This window comes from Mycobacterium sp. (genome assembly GCF_049280035.1).
Lineage (GTDB): Bacteria > Actinomycetota > Actinomycetes > Mycobacteriales > Mycobacteriaceae > Mycobacterium.
Map to the genome: position 1 here is coordinate 1 of NZ_JBAPPI010000527.1, position 13958 is coordinate 13958.

General features: G+C 63.7%; 16 protein-coding genes, 4 tRNA genes and 1 pseudogene. 10 read left to right on the forward strand and 11 right to left on the reverse strand.

The genetic code is table 11. From position 1 onward, the window contains the following. Both WAN71_RS17055 and WAN71_RS17060 read right to left on the reverse strand, forming a co-directional pair. Positions 1 to 614 (reverse strand): acyl-ACP desaturase (locus tag WAN71_RS17055; protein WP_422226465.1); only part of this gene is annotated, 614 nt, incomplete at its 3' end. A 113-nt stretch (positions 615 to 727) separates the two neighbouring features. Beyond that, the gene (locus WAN71_RS17060) at positions 728 to 1312 is read right to left on the reverse strand and encodes a TetR/AcrR family transcriptional regulator (RefSeq protein ID WP_422226466.1); all 585 of its coding nucleotides are present in this window, start codon (positions 1310 to 1312) and stop codon (positions 728 to 730) included. A 69-nt stretch (positions 1313 to 1381) separates the two neighbouring features. On the opposite strand from WAN71_RS17060, the gene WAN71_RS17065 reads away from it, so the two are divergent. Beyond that, positions 1382 to 2380, forward strand: a complete 999-nt coding sequence (locus WAN71_RS17065) for an oxygenase MpaB family protein (RefSeq protein ID WP_422226467.1) — start codon at positions 1382 to 1384, stop codon at positions 2378 to 2380. 31 nt (positions 2381 to 2411) lie between these two features. Here WAN71_RS17065 and WAN71_RS17070 read toward each other — a convergent pair whose 3' ends face one another. Both WAN71_RS17070 and WAN71_RS17075 read right to left on the reverse strand, forming a co-directional pair. Continuing rightward, a complete protein-coding gene (locus WAN71_RS17070) occupies positions 2412 to 2615 on the reverse strand; it encodes a zinc transporter Slc39a7 (protein ID WP_422226468.1) in 204 nt (67 codons plus the stop codon). 67 nt (positions 2616 to 2682) lie between these two features. Then, entirely contained in the window at positions 2683 to 3072 is a 390-nt protein-coding gene (locus WAN71_RS17075) for an ArsR/SmtB family transcription factor (protein ID WP_422226469.1), read from the reverse strand. Positions 3073 to 3172: 100 nt separating this feature from the next. Here WAN71_RS17075 and WAN71_RS17080 point away from each other — a divergent pair, with 100 nt between their 5' ends. Then, positions 3173 to 4072, forward strand: coding sequence for a class I SAM-dependent methyltransferase (locus WAN71_RS17080; RefSeq protein WP_422226470.1), 900 nt, complete (start codon positions 3173 to 3175; stop codon positions 4070 to 4072). A 34-nt stretch (positions 4073 to 4106) separates the two neighbouring features. Here WAN71_RS17080 and WAN71_RS17085 read toward each other — a convergent pair whose 3' ends face one another. Together WAN71_RS17085 and WAN71_RS17090 are read right to left on the reverse strand one after the other, a co-directional pair. Beyond that, positions 4107 to 4532, reverse strand: a complete 426-nt coding sequence (locus WAN71_RS17085; protein WP_422226471.1) for a nitroreductase family deazaflavin-dependent oxidoreductase — start codon at positions 4530 to 4532, stop codon at positions 4107 to 4109. Between the two features lie 90 nt (positions 4533 to 4622). Next, positions 4623 to 4695, reverse strand: a tRNA-Lys gene (locus WAN71_RS17090). 121 nt (positions 4696 to 4816) lie between these two features. Between WAN71_RS17090 and WAN71_RS17095 the strand changes: the two genes are divergently transcribed. The 3 genes from WAN71_RS17095 (at position 4817) to WAN71_RS17105 (ending at position 5098) form a co-directional block, all read left to right on the forward strand. Next, positions 4817 to 4889: transfer RNA gene (locus WAN71_RS17095), tRNA-Glu, on the forward strand. A gap of 29 nt (positions 4890 to 4918) precedes the next feature. After that, positions 4919 to 4992 (forward strand) — tRNA-Asp (locus WAN71_RS17100). A 29-nt stretch (positions 4993 to 5021) separates the two neighbouring features. Continuing rightward, positions 5022 to 5098: transfer RNA gene (locus WAN71_RS17105), tRNA-Phe, on the forward strand. 265 nt (positions 5099 to 5363) lie between these two features. On the opposite strand, the gene WAN71_RS17110 is transcribed toward WAN71_RS17105, so the two are convergent. Further along, positions 5364 to 5894 (reverse strand): DUF3455 domain-containing protein, encoded by a 531-nt coding sequence (locus tag WAN71_RS17110; protein WP_422226472.1) that lies wholly within the window; start codon positions 5892 to 5894, stop codon positions 5364 to 5366. A 273-nt stretch (positions 5895 to 6167) separates the two neighbouring features. Here WAN71_RS17110 and WAN71_RS17115 point away from each other — a divergent pair, with 273 nt between their 5' ends. From WAN71_RS17115 to WAN71_RS17135, 5 genes are all read left to right on the forward strand, one after another. Next, entirely contained in the window at positions 6168 to 7142 is a 975-nt protein-coding gene (locus tag WAN71_RS17115) for a GlxA family transcriptional regulator (RefSeq protein WP_422226473.1), read from the forward strand. 12 nt (positions 7143 to 7154) lie between these two features. Further along, entirely contained in the window at positions 7155 to 7829 is a 675-nt protein-coding gene (locus WAN71_RS17120; RefSeq protein ID WP_422226474.1) for a DJ-1/PfpI family protein, read from the forward strand. Positions 7830 to 8083: 254 nt separating this feature from the next. Continuing rightward, complete coding sequence (locus WAN71_RS17125) at positions 8084 to 9055, forward strand: helix-turn-helix domain-containing protein (RefSeq protein ID WP_422226475.1); 972 nt, start codon at positions 8084 to 8086, stop codon at positions 9053 to 9055. 209 nt (positions 9056 to 9264) lie between these two features. After that, a complete protein-coding gene (locus WAN71_RS17130) occupies positions 9265 to 9474 on the forward strand; it encodes a hypothetical protein (protein WP_422226476.1) in 210 nt (69 codons plus the stop codon). A gap of 98 nt (positions 9475 to 9572) precedes the next feature. Beyond that, positions 9573 to 10481: an AraC family transcriptional regulator gene (locus tag WAN71_RS17135; protein WP_422226477.1), complete on the forward strand. Its 909-nt coding sequence runs from the start codon at positions 9573 to 9575 to the stop codon at positions 10479 to 10481. Between the two features lie 435 nt (positions 10482 to 10916). On the opposite strand, the gene WAN71_RS17140 is transcribed toward WAN71_RS17135, so the two are convergent. From WAN71_RS17140 to WAN71_RS17155, 4 genes and pseudogenes are all read right to left on the reverse strand, one after another. After that, positions 10917 to 11729 carry an acyl-ACP thioesterase domain-containing protein gene (locus WAN71_RS17140; protein ID WP_422226478.1) on the reverse strand — a complete coding sequence of 271 codons (813 nt, stop codon included), beginning with the start codon at positions 11727 to 11729 and terminating at the stop codon, positions 10917 to 10919. A 122-nt stretch (positions 11730 to 11851) separates the two neighbouring features. Continuing rightward, a pseudogene (locus WAN71_RS17145) lies at positions 11852 to 12529 on the reverse strand (Crp/Fnr family transcriptional regulator); the annotation flags it as partial. Between the two features lie 361 nt (positions 12530 to 12890). Then, positions 12891 to 13445 (reverse strand): sigma-70 family RNA polymerase sigma factor, encoded by a 555-nt coding sequence (locus tag WAN71_RS17150; RefSeq protein WP_422226479.1) that lies wholly within the window; start codon positions 13443 to 13445, stop codon positions 12891 to 12893. 366 nt (positions 13446 to 13811) lie between these two features. Beyond that, a partial coding sequence (locus WAN71_RS17155; RefSeq protein WP_422226480.1) for a sigma factor-like helix-turn-helix DNA-binding protein occupies positions 13812 to 13958 on the reverse strand: 147 nt, incomplete at its 5' end.

A 13958-nucleotide genomic window follows, 5' to 3' on the forward strand; every position in this document is an offset into this window, starting at 1 on the left:
TCGCGGTAGAAGATCATGTGCAGGTTCTCGTCCTGCGAGATCTTGGCCAGCAGCTGATCGGCGATCGGCTCGTTGCACGCCTTTCCGGTGTTGCGGTGTGAGACGCGGGTGGCCAGTTCCTGGAACGTGACGTACACGATCGAGTCGAACAGGTTCTCCGACAACAGGTCGCCCTGCTGGTTCTGGCCCGGGCTGAAACCCCGGTTCACCACCTCGATACGCAGCTTCTCCAACTCGATCGGGTCGACCGCGCGGGTCACCACCAGGTAGTCGCGCAGCGCGATCCCGTGCCGGTTCTCCTCGGCGGTCCAGCGGTTGACCCACTGACCCCATGCGCCGTCCATGCCGAAGCTCATCGCGATCTCGCGGTGATACGACGGCAGGTTGTCCTCGGTCATTAGGTTCTGCACCATCGCGACCTGCGCGACGTCGGACAGCTTGGATTGCCCAGGCTCCCAGTCCTGCCCGCCGAGTGCGTAAAAGTTCTTGCCGTCCGACCATGGGATGTAGTCGTGCGGGTTCCAGGGCTTGTGCACGCTCAGATGCCGGTTCATGTACTTCTCGACGACCGGCTCGAGTTCACGCAACAAGTCGAGGTCTTGTGGGTCCGGCACAGTGCCTCCGAGTTATCTGTGTCTGTCGGTTTCAGTAAATATATCTGTTCATGCCGGTGACATTCAAGTTCCTGCCCAGCGTCAATATTTCGTGGCGCGCTGATCGCGGCCCGCTAGTGCGTTGCGGCCCGGCTGAGCAGCATTTCTACGCAGTAATCGATGAACTGGTCACGGGTGGCTGCTAGCCGTCCGTCCAGGTAGGCGGTAAACAGGGCGGTGAGGCCGCCGATCAAGCTCGTGGCGACCATTTTCTGCCGCACCGGATCGGCAATCTGGGTCAGCTTGTGCTGTAGCAGGTCGATGAAGCTGGGCATCCACTCCGCACCCGATGCGACCAGCACCGGCTCCACGGCGGGGGCCAGTAACAGCACCCGCCCGCGCACCGGGTCGTCGACCATCAACGCGACGAATTGCTCAACGGCCTCGCGCGGTGTGGTCGCCGACATCAGCGCTGCCATGGCGCGGGTGCAGACGTCGTCGTAGACGGCACGCACGAATTCGTCTCGGTCCGCGAAGCTTTCGTAGAAGTAGCGTTCGGTGAGCCCGGCCTGCCGGCACGCCGCGCGCACGGTCACTCCCGGGCCGCTCTCCCCGCCGAGCAACTGCACCCCGGCCGTGATGAGTTCGTCGCGCCGCAGAGCCTGGCGATCCTCCAAAGGGACACCGGACCAGCGGCGCGAGCGTTGACCGGACGGCACGTCACTCCTAAGGTCTATAATGACAACGCATGTAGTCAGATTGGCTGCCACGGACGGGAAACCTCACCAGTGACTCAAGATACGTCGCAGGCATGCCCGCTGACCAGCACACCTGCGGTCGCGACCGGTTGCCCAGTGTCTCCGCTCGGCTATGACGCGCCGCCGCTTGGTCCGGACTCGCTGACCTGGCGGTACTTCGGTGACTGGCGCGGCATGCTGCAGGGTCCGTGGGCGGGATCGATGCAGAACATGCATCCGCAACTGGGTGCGGCCGTCGAGGAGCACTCAACGTTCTTCCGCGAACGCTGGCCGCGGTTGTTGCGGTCGCTGTACCCGATCGGCGGCGTGGTTTTCGACGGTGATCGCGCGCCGATGACCGGTGCCGAGGTGCGCGATTATCACGTGGACATCAAGGGCACCGACAGTCAGGGCCGGCGCTATCACGCGTTGAACCCCGACGTCTTCTACTGGGCGCATTCCACATTCTTTGTCGGCACGTTGCATGTGGCTGAGCGGTTCTGCGGTGGCTTGACCGAGGCGCAGAAGCGCCAGCTGTTCGACGAGCATGTGCAGTGGTACCGGATGTACGGCATGAGCATGCGCCCGGTCCCAGAAACGTGGGAAGACTTCCAGGTCTACTGGGATCGCATGTGCCGCGAGGTGCTGGAGAACAACTTCGCGGCCCGCGAGGTGCTCAACTTGACCGAGCTCCCTAAACCTCCGTTCGCGCAATGGATTCCGGACCGTTTGTGGGATCTGCAGCGCAAACTGCTGGCGCCGTTCTTCGTCTGGCTGACGGTCGGGCTCTACGACCCGCCGGTGCGCGAGCTGATGGGCTACACCTGGTCGCGTCGCAACGAGTGGCTACACCGCCGCTTCGGTGACGTTGTGCGGCTGGTCTTTAACTACTTGCCGCGCCGGGCCCGCATGCACCCGCGGGCCCGGGCGGGGTGGGATCGTGCCACCGGTCGCATCCCAGCGGCGGCGCCGCTGGTGCACACTCCCGCGCGCAACTTGCCGCCGCTCGACGAGCGCGACAGCCCAAAGCACTACTGCCCCAACGTCTGACCGCAACGGCCCGGGCCGCTAGCGCGGGTAATCAGCCGTGCGCGTGGTTGTGAGGTTCTTCGAGGCCGGACTGATGCACGTGTCCGTGGCTGTGCTCGGTTCCGTCGTCGTGGGTGTGGGTGTGCTCGTGCTCGACGTGCTCGTGTTCGTGCTCGGTGTGCGCGTGCGTGTGAGGGGTCCCGCCGTGTTCGTGCTCGTGCGAGTGTGGCCCTTCATGGTTGTGCTGATCAGTCATGTTCGATCATCTCCTTTGTGTGAAACACATTGCGTTGCTTGGTTGTAATGCCTAGGCCTCTGACGGCTCAGCTACCTTTTCGCGCCGGCCTTCGGTCGACCACCCGCAGTCCGTCATCAACGCGGTGATGGCGCGGGACGCCCGGGCCGGCGTGTTCGGCGTTGAAGACGGCGTCGACAACGAGCTGTCGCACGTGATCGTTTTCCAGACTGTAGAAGATCGTCGTCCCCTCCCGACGGGTCCGCACCAGCCGGGCCATCCGCAACTTGGCGAGGTGCTGCGACACCGACGGTGCCGGTTTCCCTACATGCTCAGCGAGTTCGTTGACCGACATTTCCCGGTCGGCGAGCGACCACAGCACCTGAACCCGGGTGGCGTCAGCCAACATCCGGAAGACCTCGACCACCAGGCTGACCTGGTCGTCCGGCAACCGGACATCCTCGTTATCTGCATGCATACGCAGATAGTAGCGCAGCCGTCGGTTATGTCAAGGGCGCGTCTGCTGGCAATAACTAGGTGATCTATATTGTTTGGGGAGACGCCCAGATTGGAGCCCGATGTCCGTTCGCACTGATAGCGACAGCTGGGACCTGGCGACGAGCGTGGGCGCGACGGCGACGATGGTGGCCGCCCAGCGGGCGCTGTCCTCAGCTGCCGGGTTGATCGATGACCCGTTTGCCGCGCCGTTGGTGCGCAAGGTCGGCATCGACGTCTACACCCGACTGGTGAATGGCGAGATACCGGTCACTGAGGAACACGAATTCGACCCGGACCGGATGGCGCGGGGGATGGCGGTCCGTACTCGGTTCTACGACCAGTACTTCCTCGACGCGACGGGCAGCGGCATCCGCCAGGCGGTCATCCTGGCGGCCGGGTTGGATGCGCGTGCTTACCGCCTGCCCTGGCCGAAAGACACCGTCGTCTACGAGGTCGACCTGCCGGACGTCATCGAGTTCAAGACTTCCACGCTGAGCAAGCTCGGCGCCGAGCCGACAGCCGAGCGTCGAACCGTTGCTGTTGATTTGCGCGACGATTGGCCTGCGGCCCTGCGAGCCGCTGGCTTCAATCCACAGGCCGCCGCGGCCTGGAGCGCCGAGGGATTGCTCGTCTATCTGCCGCCCGCGGCGCAGGACGGCCTGTTCGACAATGTCACCGCGTTGAGCGCTGCCCACAGCCAACTTGCCTGCGAATTTGTCCCTGACACAAGGATTTTCACCGACCAGCGTTATCGGACACATCACGACCGGATGAGTGAGCTGGGGTTCGATATTGACTTCAACGATCTCGTCTACCACTTCGAGCGCAGCCACACCATTGATCACCTGGCCGGGCAGGGCTGGCAGGTGTCGCACCGCGCGGTTGCGCAGTTGCATGCTGCCAACGGCTTCGTCTACCCCGACGATGAAGTCGCGTCGGCTTTCGCCGACATGACTTACCTCAACGCCGTGCTGACCTGACCAGCATGTCGCGCGCCGGCGAAAGGCTGTCTCATCAGTCGGTGAAGTCGATCCTTACCGACACGGGAGTAGTCTCCAACGCCTTCGCGACCTTGGCCCCCACTCGCCCGAACTTGCCACCGCGCGCCACGACATCGTCATCGGGTCTGAATTTTGCCACTCCGGCGCGCCACTTACTGCCTTGTCGTACACGGACATTCGGGTTGTCGACAATATTTCGACCCCAACCCGAGCGAGTGCCGTGCTGAGAGATGATCCACGCCCCGTCGTCGTCGAATTGCGCCGAAATGGGCACGCGGCGCACCTGACCGGTCTTGCGGCCGACGGTTTCGAGTTCGGTGGCTAGCGCGGTGCGGAGCCCCATTCTGCTCAACCCTGTGACTGCCGGGTTGAGCAAACGCCCGACAGCTCGTTCTCTGCGGAACTTCCGCAACGTCTTGTCGTCGTCGGTGTTCGTCACGGTTCTCTCCAGTTTCAACGTGTCCACCGGACGTTAGTACACCGATCGGTATAGTTCAACCTCAGCTGCTCTCGGTGCCCCTGCTCTCGGTGCCCCCACTAGGACTCGAACCTAGGACCTGCGGATTAAAAGTCCGTAGCTCTACCAACTGAGCTATAGGGGCGCGAGGCACAGGATACTGGTTGTGCGATGGTGCTCGTTTGAGGATTAGGTCCGCGGTGCCCTAAGCTGGCTTGGCTCCCAACGTATCCTTGTTGCGAGTACCCCGGAGAGATTCGGTTCTGGCCCCCTTCGTCTAGCGGCCTAGGACGCCGCCCTTTCAAGGCGGTAGCGCGGGTTCGAATCCCGTAGGGGGTACGCGACGCGGTGACGCGGAGCAGCAGCAAGGCCCTGTGGCGCAGTTGGTTAGCGCGCCGCCCTGTCACGGCGGAGGTCGCGGGTTCGAGTCCCGTCAGGGTCGCCGTCGCGGCGAGGCACTCGATGCCTTCCGGCCAGGTAGCTCAGTCGGTATGAGCGTCCGCCTGAAAAGCGGAAGGTCGCCGGTTCGATCCCGGCCCTGGCCACCACGAGAATGACCAGTTCACAGGCGTTTTGACTCGTCGGGAAGCGCCAGTCGATCCAGCGCCGTCCCTGGGTTTATCCGCCATTATCCGCAGTCATGGTCAGTCTCCAAGCCCGTCGAGTGCATCCGCCACCCGATCGAGGTCGGAGTCGTGGAGGTCCGCTTAGGTGTGCGCGGTAGGCCATAGATATCTGTCGTAGAACTCGACTTTCAGTGTGGCCGGGCAGTGCGGGATCACCTCGCCCACATGGCCACTGGCGCGCAGTCAGTCAGCCGCTGGCGGTCCAGAAGCGATACACCGCGGTGTACGGCAGGGCCTGCTGCGTCCCGTCCGGGCACATGCTTGACGGCGCCACGCCGCCCTGCGTGCGCACGCGCTGCACGTAGGTCACCCAGCTGAACGTCCCATCGCCCTGGGTCTGGTTGGCCTTCAACAACAATTCGGGCACGGCGCCGTCTTGGTTGACAGTTGCGACCGGGGCCGCGCCCACCTCGCTGCCGTCGACCGTCGACACCCAGATCGGCCCCTTGAAGTGCAGGCCGACTGGCTTGCCGTGATCGCTCAGTGTCGCCGCGGGCTCCAGGAGCGACCAGGCCCCCTTCGCGCACTGATAAACCTGGACACCGGAACCATCCAGCGACAACGCCAATTTATTGCCTGCCGGCACCTGAAGCGGTGCAGGAAGGTTCGATTCTTGAATTTGCGGAGCATCGGACGTCGCTGGCGCGCCGGGCGGTGCGCCTGACGAACACGCAGCCGCCCCGGCCGACACAATCGCGAGCAGCATCTTGCAGTTCATATGTCCTCTCATTCGAACCGGTCCGCCAGCACTGAGACCGGGCCCATAATGATCAACAATTAGTCCTAGAGGCGTACTAGAGCAAACCCCTCAAACTCAGCTGTCCTCGGTCAATTTGGTTCGTGCAAGAGGCGCTGCCTGCGGTGCAACAAGTTGTTTCCGCAGAAGCCGGGGCGGTTCGCTTTGGCGGGCGTTTGTTCTGCTGGGCATGTGGCTGAAATCGTCAGAGCTTTGTCATTGCGGCCACAGCTCTGGTAGTCGACTGTTGGGTGTATGGCCCGCCGCGTCGTGCTTGTCGTCTTCCCGGATCTCCAGCTGCTTGATCTCGCCGGCCCGCTTGAGGTGTTCGCGATGGCTGATCGGTTTAGTGACAGCGAGTTGAGCGAGTATGTGGCCGAGGTCGTGAGTCCCGACGCCGGCGCGATTCGCGCGTCGAGCGGACTGGAGATCGGCGCCAACCGTGCGATCGGTGCCTGCCGGGGACCGATCGACACTCTTGTCGTCGTCGGTGGACGAGGCGTTGCCCAGGCAATCGTTGACGATCGGCTGGTCGCCTGGATCCGGTCGGCTGCGCAACGGTCCCGGCGGGTGACCTCGGTGTGTTCCGGGGCTTTCTTGCTTGCCCGGGCCGGGCTGCTCGACGGCCGCAGGGCTACGACCCACTGGGCGACGTCCGCGCGTCTTGCCCGGATGTTCCCGGAGGTGACCGTCGATCCGGACCCGATTTTCATCCGGGACGGCAACGTGTGGACCTCGGCCGGGGTGACCGCCGGCATGGACCTCGCCCTCGCCTTGGTCGAAGACGATCTCGGTCCCGAGCGTGCGCGTGAGATCGCCCGCTACCTGGTCCTATTCGTACAGCGTTCTGGGGGGCAGTCGCAGTTCAGTGCGCAGCTCGCAGCTCAACGTCCTGAACGGGACACCCTCGTGCAGCTTGCATCCTGGATCGCCGACCACCTCGGAGACGACCTCTCGGTTCCCGTCCTGGCCGTGCGCACCTCCATGAGCGTGCGGAACTTCTCGCGCCGCTTCGCCCAGGAATTCGGCAGCACCCCCGCTGCCTACGTCGAGGCCGTCCGCGTGGAAGCGGGACGGCGGTTGCTTGAATCCACTCGACGTGGACTAACCGATATCGCTCGGGATTGCGGCTTCGGCACTGTCGAGACGATGCATCGCAGCTTCCAACGCACGATCCGAGTCACTCCTGGCCAATACCGCCAACATTTCAGCCCACGAACACCCGCCTAAACAAGGACGGTTATGCGCATCGTCATCCCATTATTCGACCAGTTCACTGCCCTCGATGCGGTCGGACCCTACCAGGTGCTGTCCGAGATCCCTGGCGCCGAGGTCGTCTTCGCGGCCGCCCAGCGTGGCCCGGTCCGTACCGACACCGGCACGCTCGCCATGGTGGCGGATGCGTCGCTGCGGGAGGTCGACAACTGTGAGGTGCTCGTCGTCCCCGGCGGACCGGGCGCCCGCGGAGCAGCTACCGACGAGACATTCATCGGCTGGGTTCGTCGGGTCCACACAACGACCCAATGGACCACCTCGGTCTGCACCGGCGCGCTAGTGCTGGCAGCCGCCGGACTGCTGCAGGGGCTCGAGGCCAGCACCCACTGGGCAGCCGTCAACGAACTCGAAGCGTTCGGCGCCCGCTACACCGCCCGGCGGGTCGTCACCGAAGGCAAAATCGTGACCGCAGCCGGTGTGTCCGCCGGCATCGACATGGCCCTCACCCTCGCCGCCCGCATCGCCGGGGTCCGGGTCGCCCAAGCGATCCAACTGGCCATCGAATACGACCCGCAACCGCCTTTCGACAGCGGATCGGTGGCCAAATCGAAACCGGAGACCCTCACCCTTAGCCGTTCGCTCCTCGCGAAACGCGTAGCGGCGTTGCGCAGTGATCAGTGGCCAAGCATTAATGGGTGCTAGCGGTAATGACATGTTGTCGCTGGAGCCCAATTCTGGTGGAGACGAGGACGGCTAAACCCGGCATCGAAGCCGTGCCACCAAGCGGAGCCGGCCCCGCCATCACCAACCGCTATTGGTGGAGGTGACGTCGCGGCAGCGATCGCGGTTGCACCAGTGGGCGTCGGGGGTCGGCCTGCGGTTCAGCAGTCCTCCGGCCGACGTGGGCGGTTCAACACCCCCGAACGCAGCATCTGTTCGAGATTGGAGGTGCCGTGGTGTCAAGCGGCGGCGAGTTCTGGGCCACCGACGCGGGCACGAGAGACGACGTCGTCGCTCAGTGGGAGCACATCCTGTCGGCCACGTATCTGCCCTGGACGGTCGCGATCCCGGAGTTGCCTCGCCCCGATGTGTTCCAGGGATGGATCCGGCGCTGGTGGATCGATGACATCTTAATGGCCGATAGCCGGTGCGGACCGTGTTCCGGTAGGCGTGCTCGCCATCAACTTGCCAATACCGAGGGTGAATTCGTCTACGTAATGGTCAACCAGAAGGGGGCTATGACGCTCAGTCAGCGCCACACCGTAGCCACGCTGACACCCGGCGACGTCGCCGTATTCGACAGCACCCAGCGGAACCAATTCATCGTCCCGGAGTCATTATCGCTGCGCGGCATGGTGATACCGCGGGCGGCACTGGACGAGGTCGATGGGCATCCATGGATGCGCGACGGGGTCGTGCTCGACCCAACCGCCCCGGCAATACGGCTGCTGACGAATCATCTAGCTACGCTTACCGAGGTTTTGCCGGGACTGGGTTCCGCCACGATGAGCGCGGCCCGCATGGCGGCGTTGGAGCTGTTCGTCGGCGCGCTGCGCAGCGACAGCCACGTCTGCTCGGCCGCGAGCGTGCGGCCCGTGTTGCGGGCGTCGATCGAGCGGTATATCGATCGTCATTTGCTCGACGGCGCCGTCACGCCTGCCGCTATCGCGGCGGCTCATTGGGTGTCGATCCGCACCGTCAACCGTGTCTTCAGCGCCACCGGTCAGACCGTCGGCGAGGTCGTGCGCGCACGCCGGCTGGCACGCGCCCGAGCCGAGGTGACCGCCAGCGATCGGCCCATCTCTGAAATTGCTCACCGCTGGGGTTTCTCCGACACCAGCCACTTCAGCCGCACGTTCAAGGCCCACTACGGCTATTCACCAACGGACTACCGCAACGCCCACCCGCTGCGGCGGCCGGCTTCCTGAGGCATCGGTACCAACTGTGCCGAGGACCTGGGCGGCCTGGCCCGCGGTGTCGCGGCTGCGGACTACCGAAAAGCGGATCACCGCGGCCTGCCACCTGACGCAGCGGTACTCCGGCCTGTCGCGCTGATTCAAGCTCCAAACGGACCGGTTGACCACACTGAACTCACAGCGGCTCACGGCTGGAAACGAACGCGCTATGGAGGTAGATCATGACCGCAGGCGAAGCCGAGTTTCACGCCGAGGGCGTCGGACTGCTCGCATCCGCCGGTGAAGCGACCGGTTTGTTGGTCCGTCGGCTCGGTGCTTTCGAGCGGCTGTATCAGCGACGCGGGCAAAAGAACACGATGCACTTGTGCATGGTGGCCGAGCGCGCGGACCACCTCGACCCGTTCACCCCTTGCTGGATCGGTGGGAAGTGACGACGATACGAACACGCGGGGGTGATGTTTCCCCGGTGGCGCAGCCGAACTCGTGGTTTCGCACGCGGTCGCCCGAGCGGGCGACTCAGCATTGTGCGGTGTCTTTTTACCCGCATCGGCTCGAGCTACTGGGACGGGCGCACGGTTTTGGTCTGCACGAACGGGTCACCTGCGTGGGGCCGATCACACTTGGCGATATCACCTATGAGACCGACGTCCGGATGTATTTCGACGAGTCTCGCCCCAGCTACCATGTGTGTGTTCCTCTCAGAGGCTGGATTCAGGCGCGGCATCGGGGCCAGGAGCTGACCTCGACGCCCGCGTTGGGCTCCATTCTTCGGCCGGACGCGGGGATCACGGTGACCCGATGGCCTGGCGGCAGCCGCCATCTGCAGGTCAAGATCGACCAGATCGCGGTCGACAGAGCACTCGAGACACTGCTCCTCGAGGGGCTCGATTCGCCCGTCGCCTTCGGCGCAGCCCTGCCGGTGCAGGCTGGTGCCGCCCAGGATTGGGTGCGGCTACTGCTGATGGTGCACCGTCAGCTCCAGTGCCCGGACCCCCTGTTGCAGCATTCCCTGGTCTGGGACCCGTTGGTAGAAAGCCTGATTCATGGCTTGCTGTTGGTGGCCGACCACCCCTACAGCCGAGCACTGGCTGGCCCCGCGGCGCCGGGTCGACCCGGCGTTGTACGCGACGCGATGGATATCATCGAGGCCGGACCGCACCTGCCGCTCACCACCTCGGCGCTGGCCAGGCAGTGCCACGTCAGCGTGCGCACGTTGCAGGAGGGATTCCGCCGGCACCTGGGCATGTCACCGATGGCCTATCTGCGCGTGGTCCGACTCCAACGCGCCCACCGGGATCTGCGCTCGGCAGATGCCGACCACAGCAAAGTCGCCTGCATCGCGCATCGATGGGGGTTCACCCATCTCGGCCGGTTCGCCGCCGCACACAAGGAGATGTTCGGCGAAACACCGCTACAAGTCCTGCGCGCGGCCCACTGATTTCACCAATTCTGAGTGCTTTCATCAGCGCGCAGCGCAACTGGATGAGACTGGCCAAGTTGCAAAAGATCCGCTCGATCCAGAACCCTGCAGCCACCAGCCGTCAAAATCCCCTACGAAGTTCAGTGACCGACGCGTCGTGACCTTGGAGGGGAGACATCGCCGAAGTGAGCGTTAGCGGTTGTGGGGCGCGTCACTTGCGCCGGCGGTGTGCTTTGTCGCTGTTGTCTTCTGGCTTGGTGACTCAGTTGTACTCGTAGGCAGCTGACCAGTACCAGCAGACAGAAGATGCACACAAGTAATGTCATGTGTTATCACCTCCTAACGCCTACCCGGAGGGCGATCAATCGCTGATCTCCTGCATGTAACTTTCACCAATTGCCTTTCCACGAACGGAAGTCGTCCCCGCCGGCGACGCCCGTCGCACGCATTCTGCTAACGGGTATCTACGCCGACAAGGCGAAAAATCGAAGCGATGGCCTTGGTCCTGTCCCCGGCAGCGTAGGTGAGCGCGGTGACGGGCCGGTCGATTAGTCCTGGCCCGAACGCCTCGGTGGTAGCGGCCGGATGCAGGTGGGTGACTATCTCCAGTTTGTCGCAGAGTGCGACCGGGGCCTCATGCTCGATGGTGATCCGCAGCGGCGCGTTGAGCAGTTCGGGTGTGGTGAAGAGGTATTCTTCGACGCCGCTCCAGTACACAGAGTTGTTCATGTGGTCGAACAGGTCGATGTCGGTGACCCGCACTGGGTACTCGTGAACATGTGTCGCGTCCTCGCGGGTGCCGCCCTTGAGGTAGGCCTTCCACCGCAGCCGGTCCACATCGGTGGTGCGGCGCAGCCTTTCGAGGAAGTCGTCGCTGATGCGCGACGGCATGAAGCTGTCGGGGTTGATGTTAATCCAGAACGCCTCGGATTCGATCCGGCCGCCCCTGCGGCCGTCGATGCGTACCCGCTTCTCGCACCACCGGGTGGAGGTGGCTGAGCACCAGGTGCGCAACCGTAACGTGTCGGGGAATTCGATCGGTTTGATCACGTCGATCATCGTGCGGCGAACGACCCACAGCGGGTGGATGGCTTCAAATCCCCACTCCCGCAATTGGTCCTGCCCGATGTCCTGGGTGTGACGCGCGGTGGCGTCGAGCCGCAGCCGACCGTAGCGATCGATATCGGCCACCCGTAGCGGCCATTCGCGCTCGAACACGTCGGGATTCCCGTCGGGAACGGGCATGAGTACTTTGTCCAGCGTCATCACAGGCTGCCTGTTCCAGCTCCGGCCCGCGATCGCGGCTGCCCGAGGGTCTCAAGGTGACACGCGTCTGGCCCTATCAAGGTTCCCAACGTCCTTCCGCTACCGGGCGCGCTCACCTGGCGGAGTCCTTCGGAGCTGGATATCAGCACGCTCTTGCCCTCCAACGTGATCCAGCCGCGGTGGGCGAAGTCGCCCAACGCCTTGTTCACCGTTTCGCGTGACGCCCCGACCAACTGAGCGATCTCCTCCTGCGTCAAGTCATGGTCGACCCGCAGCCCGCCGTCCTCCTGGGTGCCGAACCGCTGCGCGAGCTGCAGCAACAGCTTGGCGATCCGGCCCGGGGCGTCGGTGAAGATCAGATCGGCGAGAGTGTCAATGGTGCGCCGCAGCCGGCGGGCAAGCACCCGCAGCAGTCGCGCAGTGATTTCGGGACGCTCAACCATCCACGCGCGCAACGCTTCGCGATCTATCGACAAGGCAAATAGGTCGGTCATTGTGGTGGCACTCGACGTGCGCGGCCCCGGGTCGAGGATCGATAATTCGCCGAACATGTCCGACGGGCCCATGACGGTGAGCAGAGTCTCGCGTCCGTCCGGGGAGCGGCGCGCGATCTTGACCTTGCCGGAAACAATGATGTAGAGGCGGTCACCAGGTTGCCCCTCGACGAACAGCGTATGCCCTCGCGGGAAGTCGACCCGGTGCAGTTGCCTCGTGAGCGCGGACACCCCGCTGGGCCCGACGCCCTGGAACAATCCCGTCCTGGCCAGGACCTCGTCGACGTCGCCTCGGAGCTGACCCATGAGCCGCTCGTCGACGTCATCACCATCCAGGTACTCGAGAGTGTCCGTCTGTGGCCAGCGGTCCGGCCAGCAGGCATCGAACGCGTCGCACGGAACCAGGTCCACGTCAAATACCGTCGGGTCAATGGCCATCTGGATACTCCTATCCAAGGCGGGCCGAGCCCGCATCGTCGTCCCTAAGGTGTCGGGTGCAGCGATGCACATGTCACATTTGCCGTTGTGCCGACCGATGTCACCCCGGGATCTTGAAATCCCCTAGTGGCCAGGCTAAGCGGGCGGTCGGCAAGATTCCTGGGACGGTCCGTCGGTTCGCGTTTTTCGGCTAGCGATTCAGCGTTCAGTGGAGAAATCGCAGACTGCGTCATCGTCTGACACCCATTTCCTGCAATGAGCGCCGCAGTTCTCGCAAGGCTGAATGTAGTCTCGATTTCACAGTGCCCTTGGGGATGTGCAGATCTTGGGCGATCTGTGCCGCCGTCCACCTCAAGTAGAAGCTGCGCCAAATCACCGCACGGTGCTCGGCCGACAGCCGCGCGAACGCCTCAGCGATTAGCACCCGGTCCAGGGCGGTGTTCACCTCGTCGGCACCGGCAGGCTCCGCGACCTCGGCAAATTCCCGCCAGCTCACCTCGTTGCGGAACCGTGCAGTACGGCTGTCGTCGATGATAATGTTGCGCGCGACGATGAATAGCCACGCCTGCGCTGATCGCTCACTGTCATCGGAGATTTCAGGGCGCTCCCACGCGCGCAGTAGCGTTTCCTGCACGATGTCCTCAGAGCGGACTGGATCCCTCGTCAGCCGCAAGACATAGCGCCATAAGGCGGCGGCATGCCTGTTGTAGAGCAGCCGCATCCGGGCCGCATCCGGATCATCTGTCCTGAAACGTTCATGTGACCGTGGGTCGTGCGCTCTGATCTGATGGACGGTGGCGGTACGTTCGATAGGCGCCTGATCCGAACTCATGCCAGACCTGGGCACCCGTCCCAGAGTTGCACTGCGGCGTGCCCGCCTCGTTACTGCAGACACGTCAGTTGCTGTCGGGTCAATGGGCATCTGGGTACTCCTATCCATGGCGGGCCGAGCCCGCATCGTCATCCCTAAGGTGTCGGGTGCAGCGATGCACGTGCCACATTTGCCGTTGTGCCAACCGATGTCACCGCGGGATCTTGAAATTCCACAGTGGCCAGGCTAAGCAGCCGATCGGCAAGATTCCTGCGACCGTCCGTCGGTTCGCGTTTTTCGGCTAGCGATTCAGCGTTCAGCGGAGAAATCGCCAGTGCGTCATCGTCTGACACCCATTTCCTGCAATGAGTGCCGCAGTTCTCGCAAGGCTGAATGCAGTCTCGATTTCACAGTGCCCTTGGGGATGTGGAGATCTTGGGCGATCTGTGCCGTCGTCCACGCCAAGTAGAAGCTGCGCCAAATCAC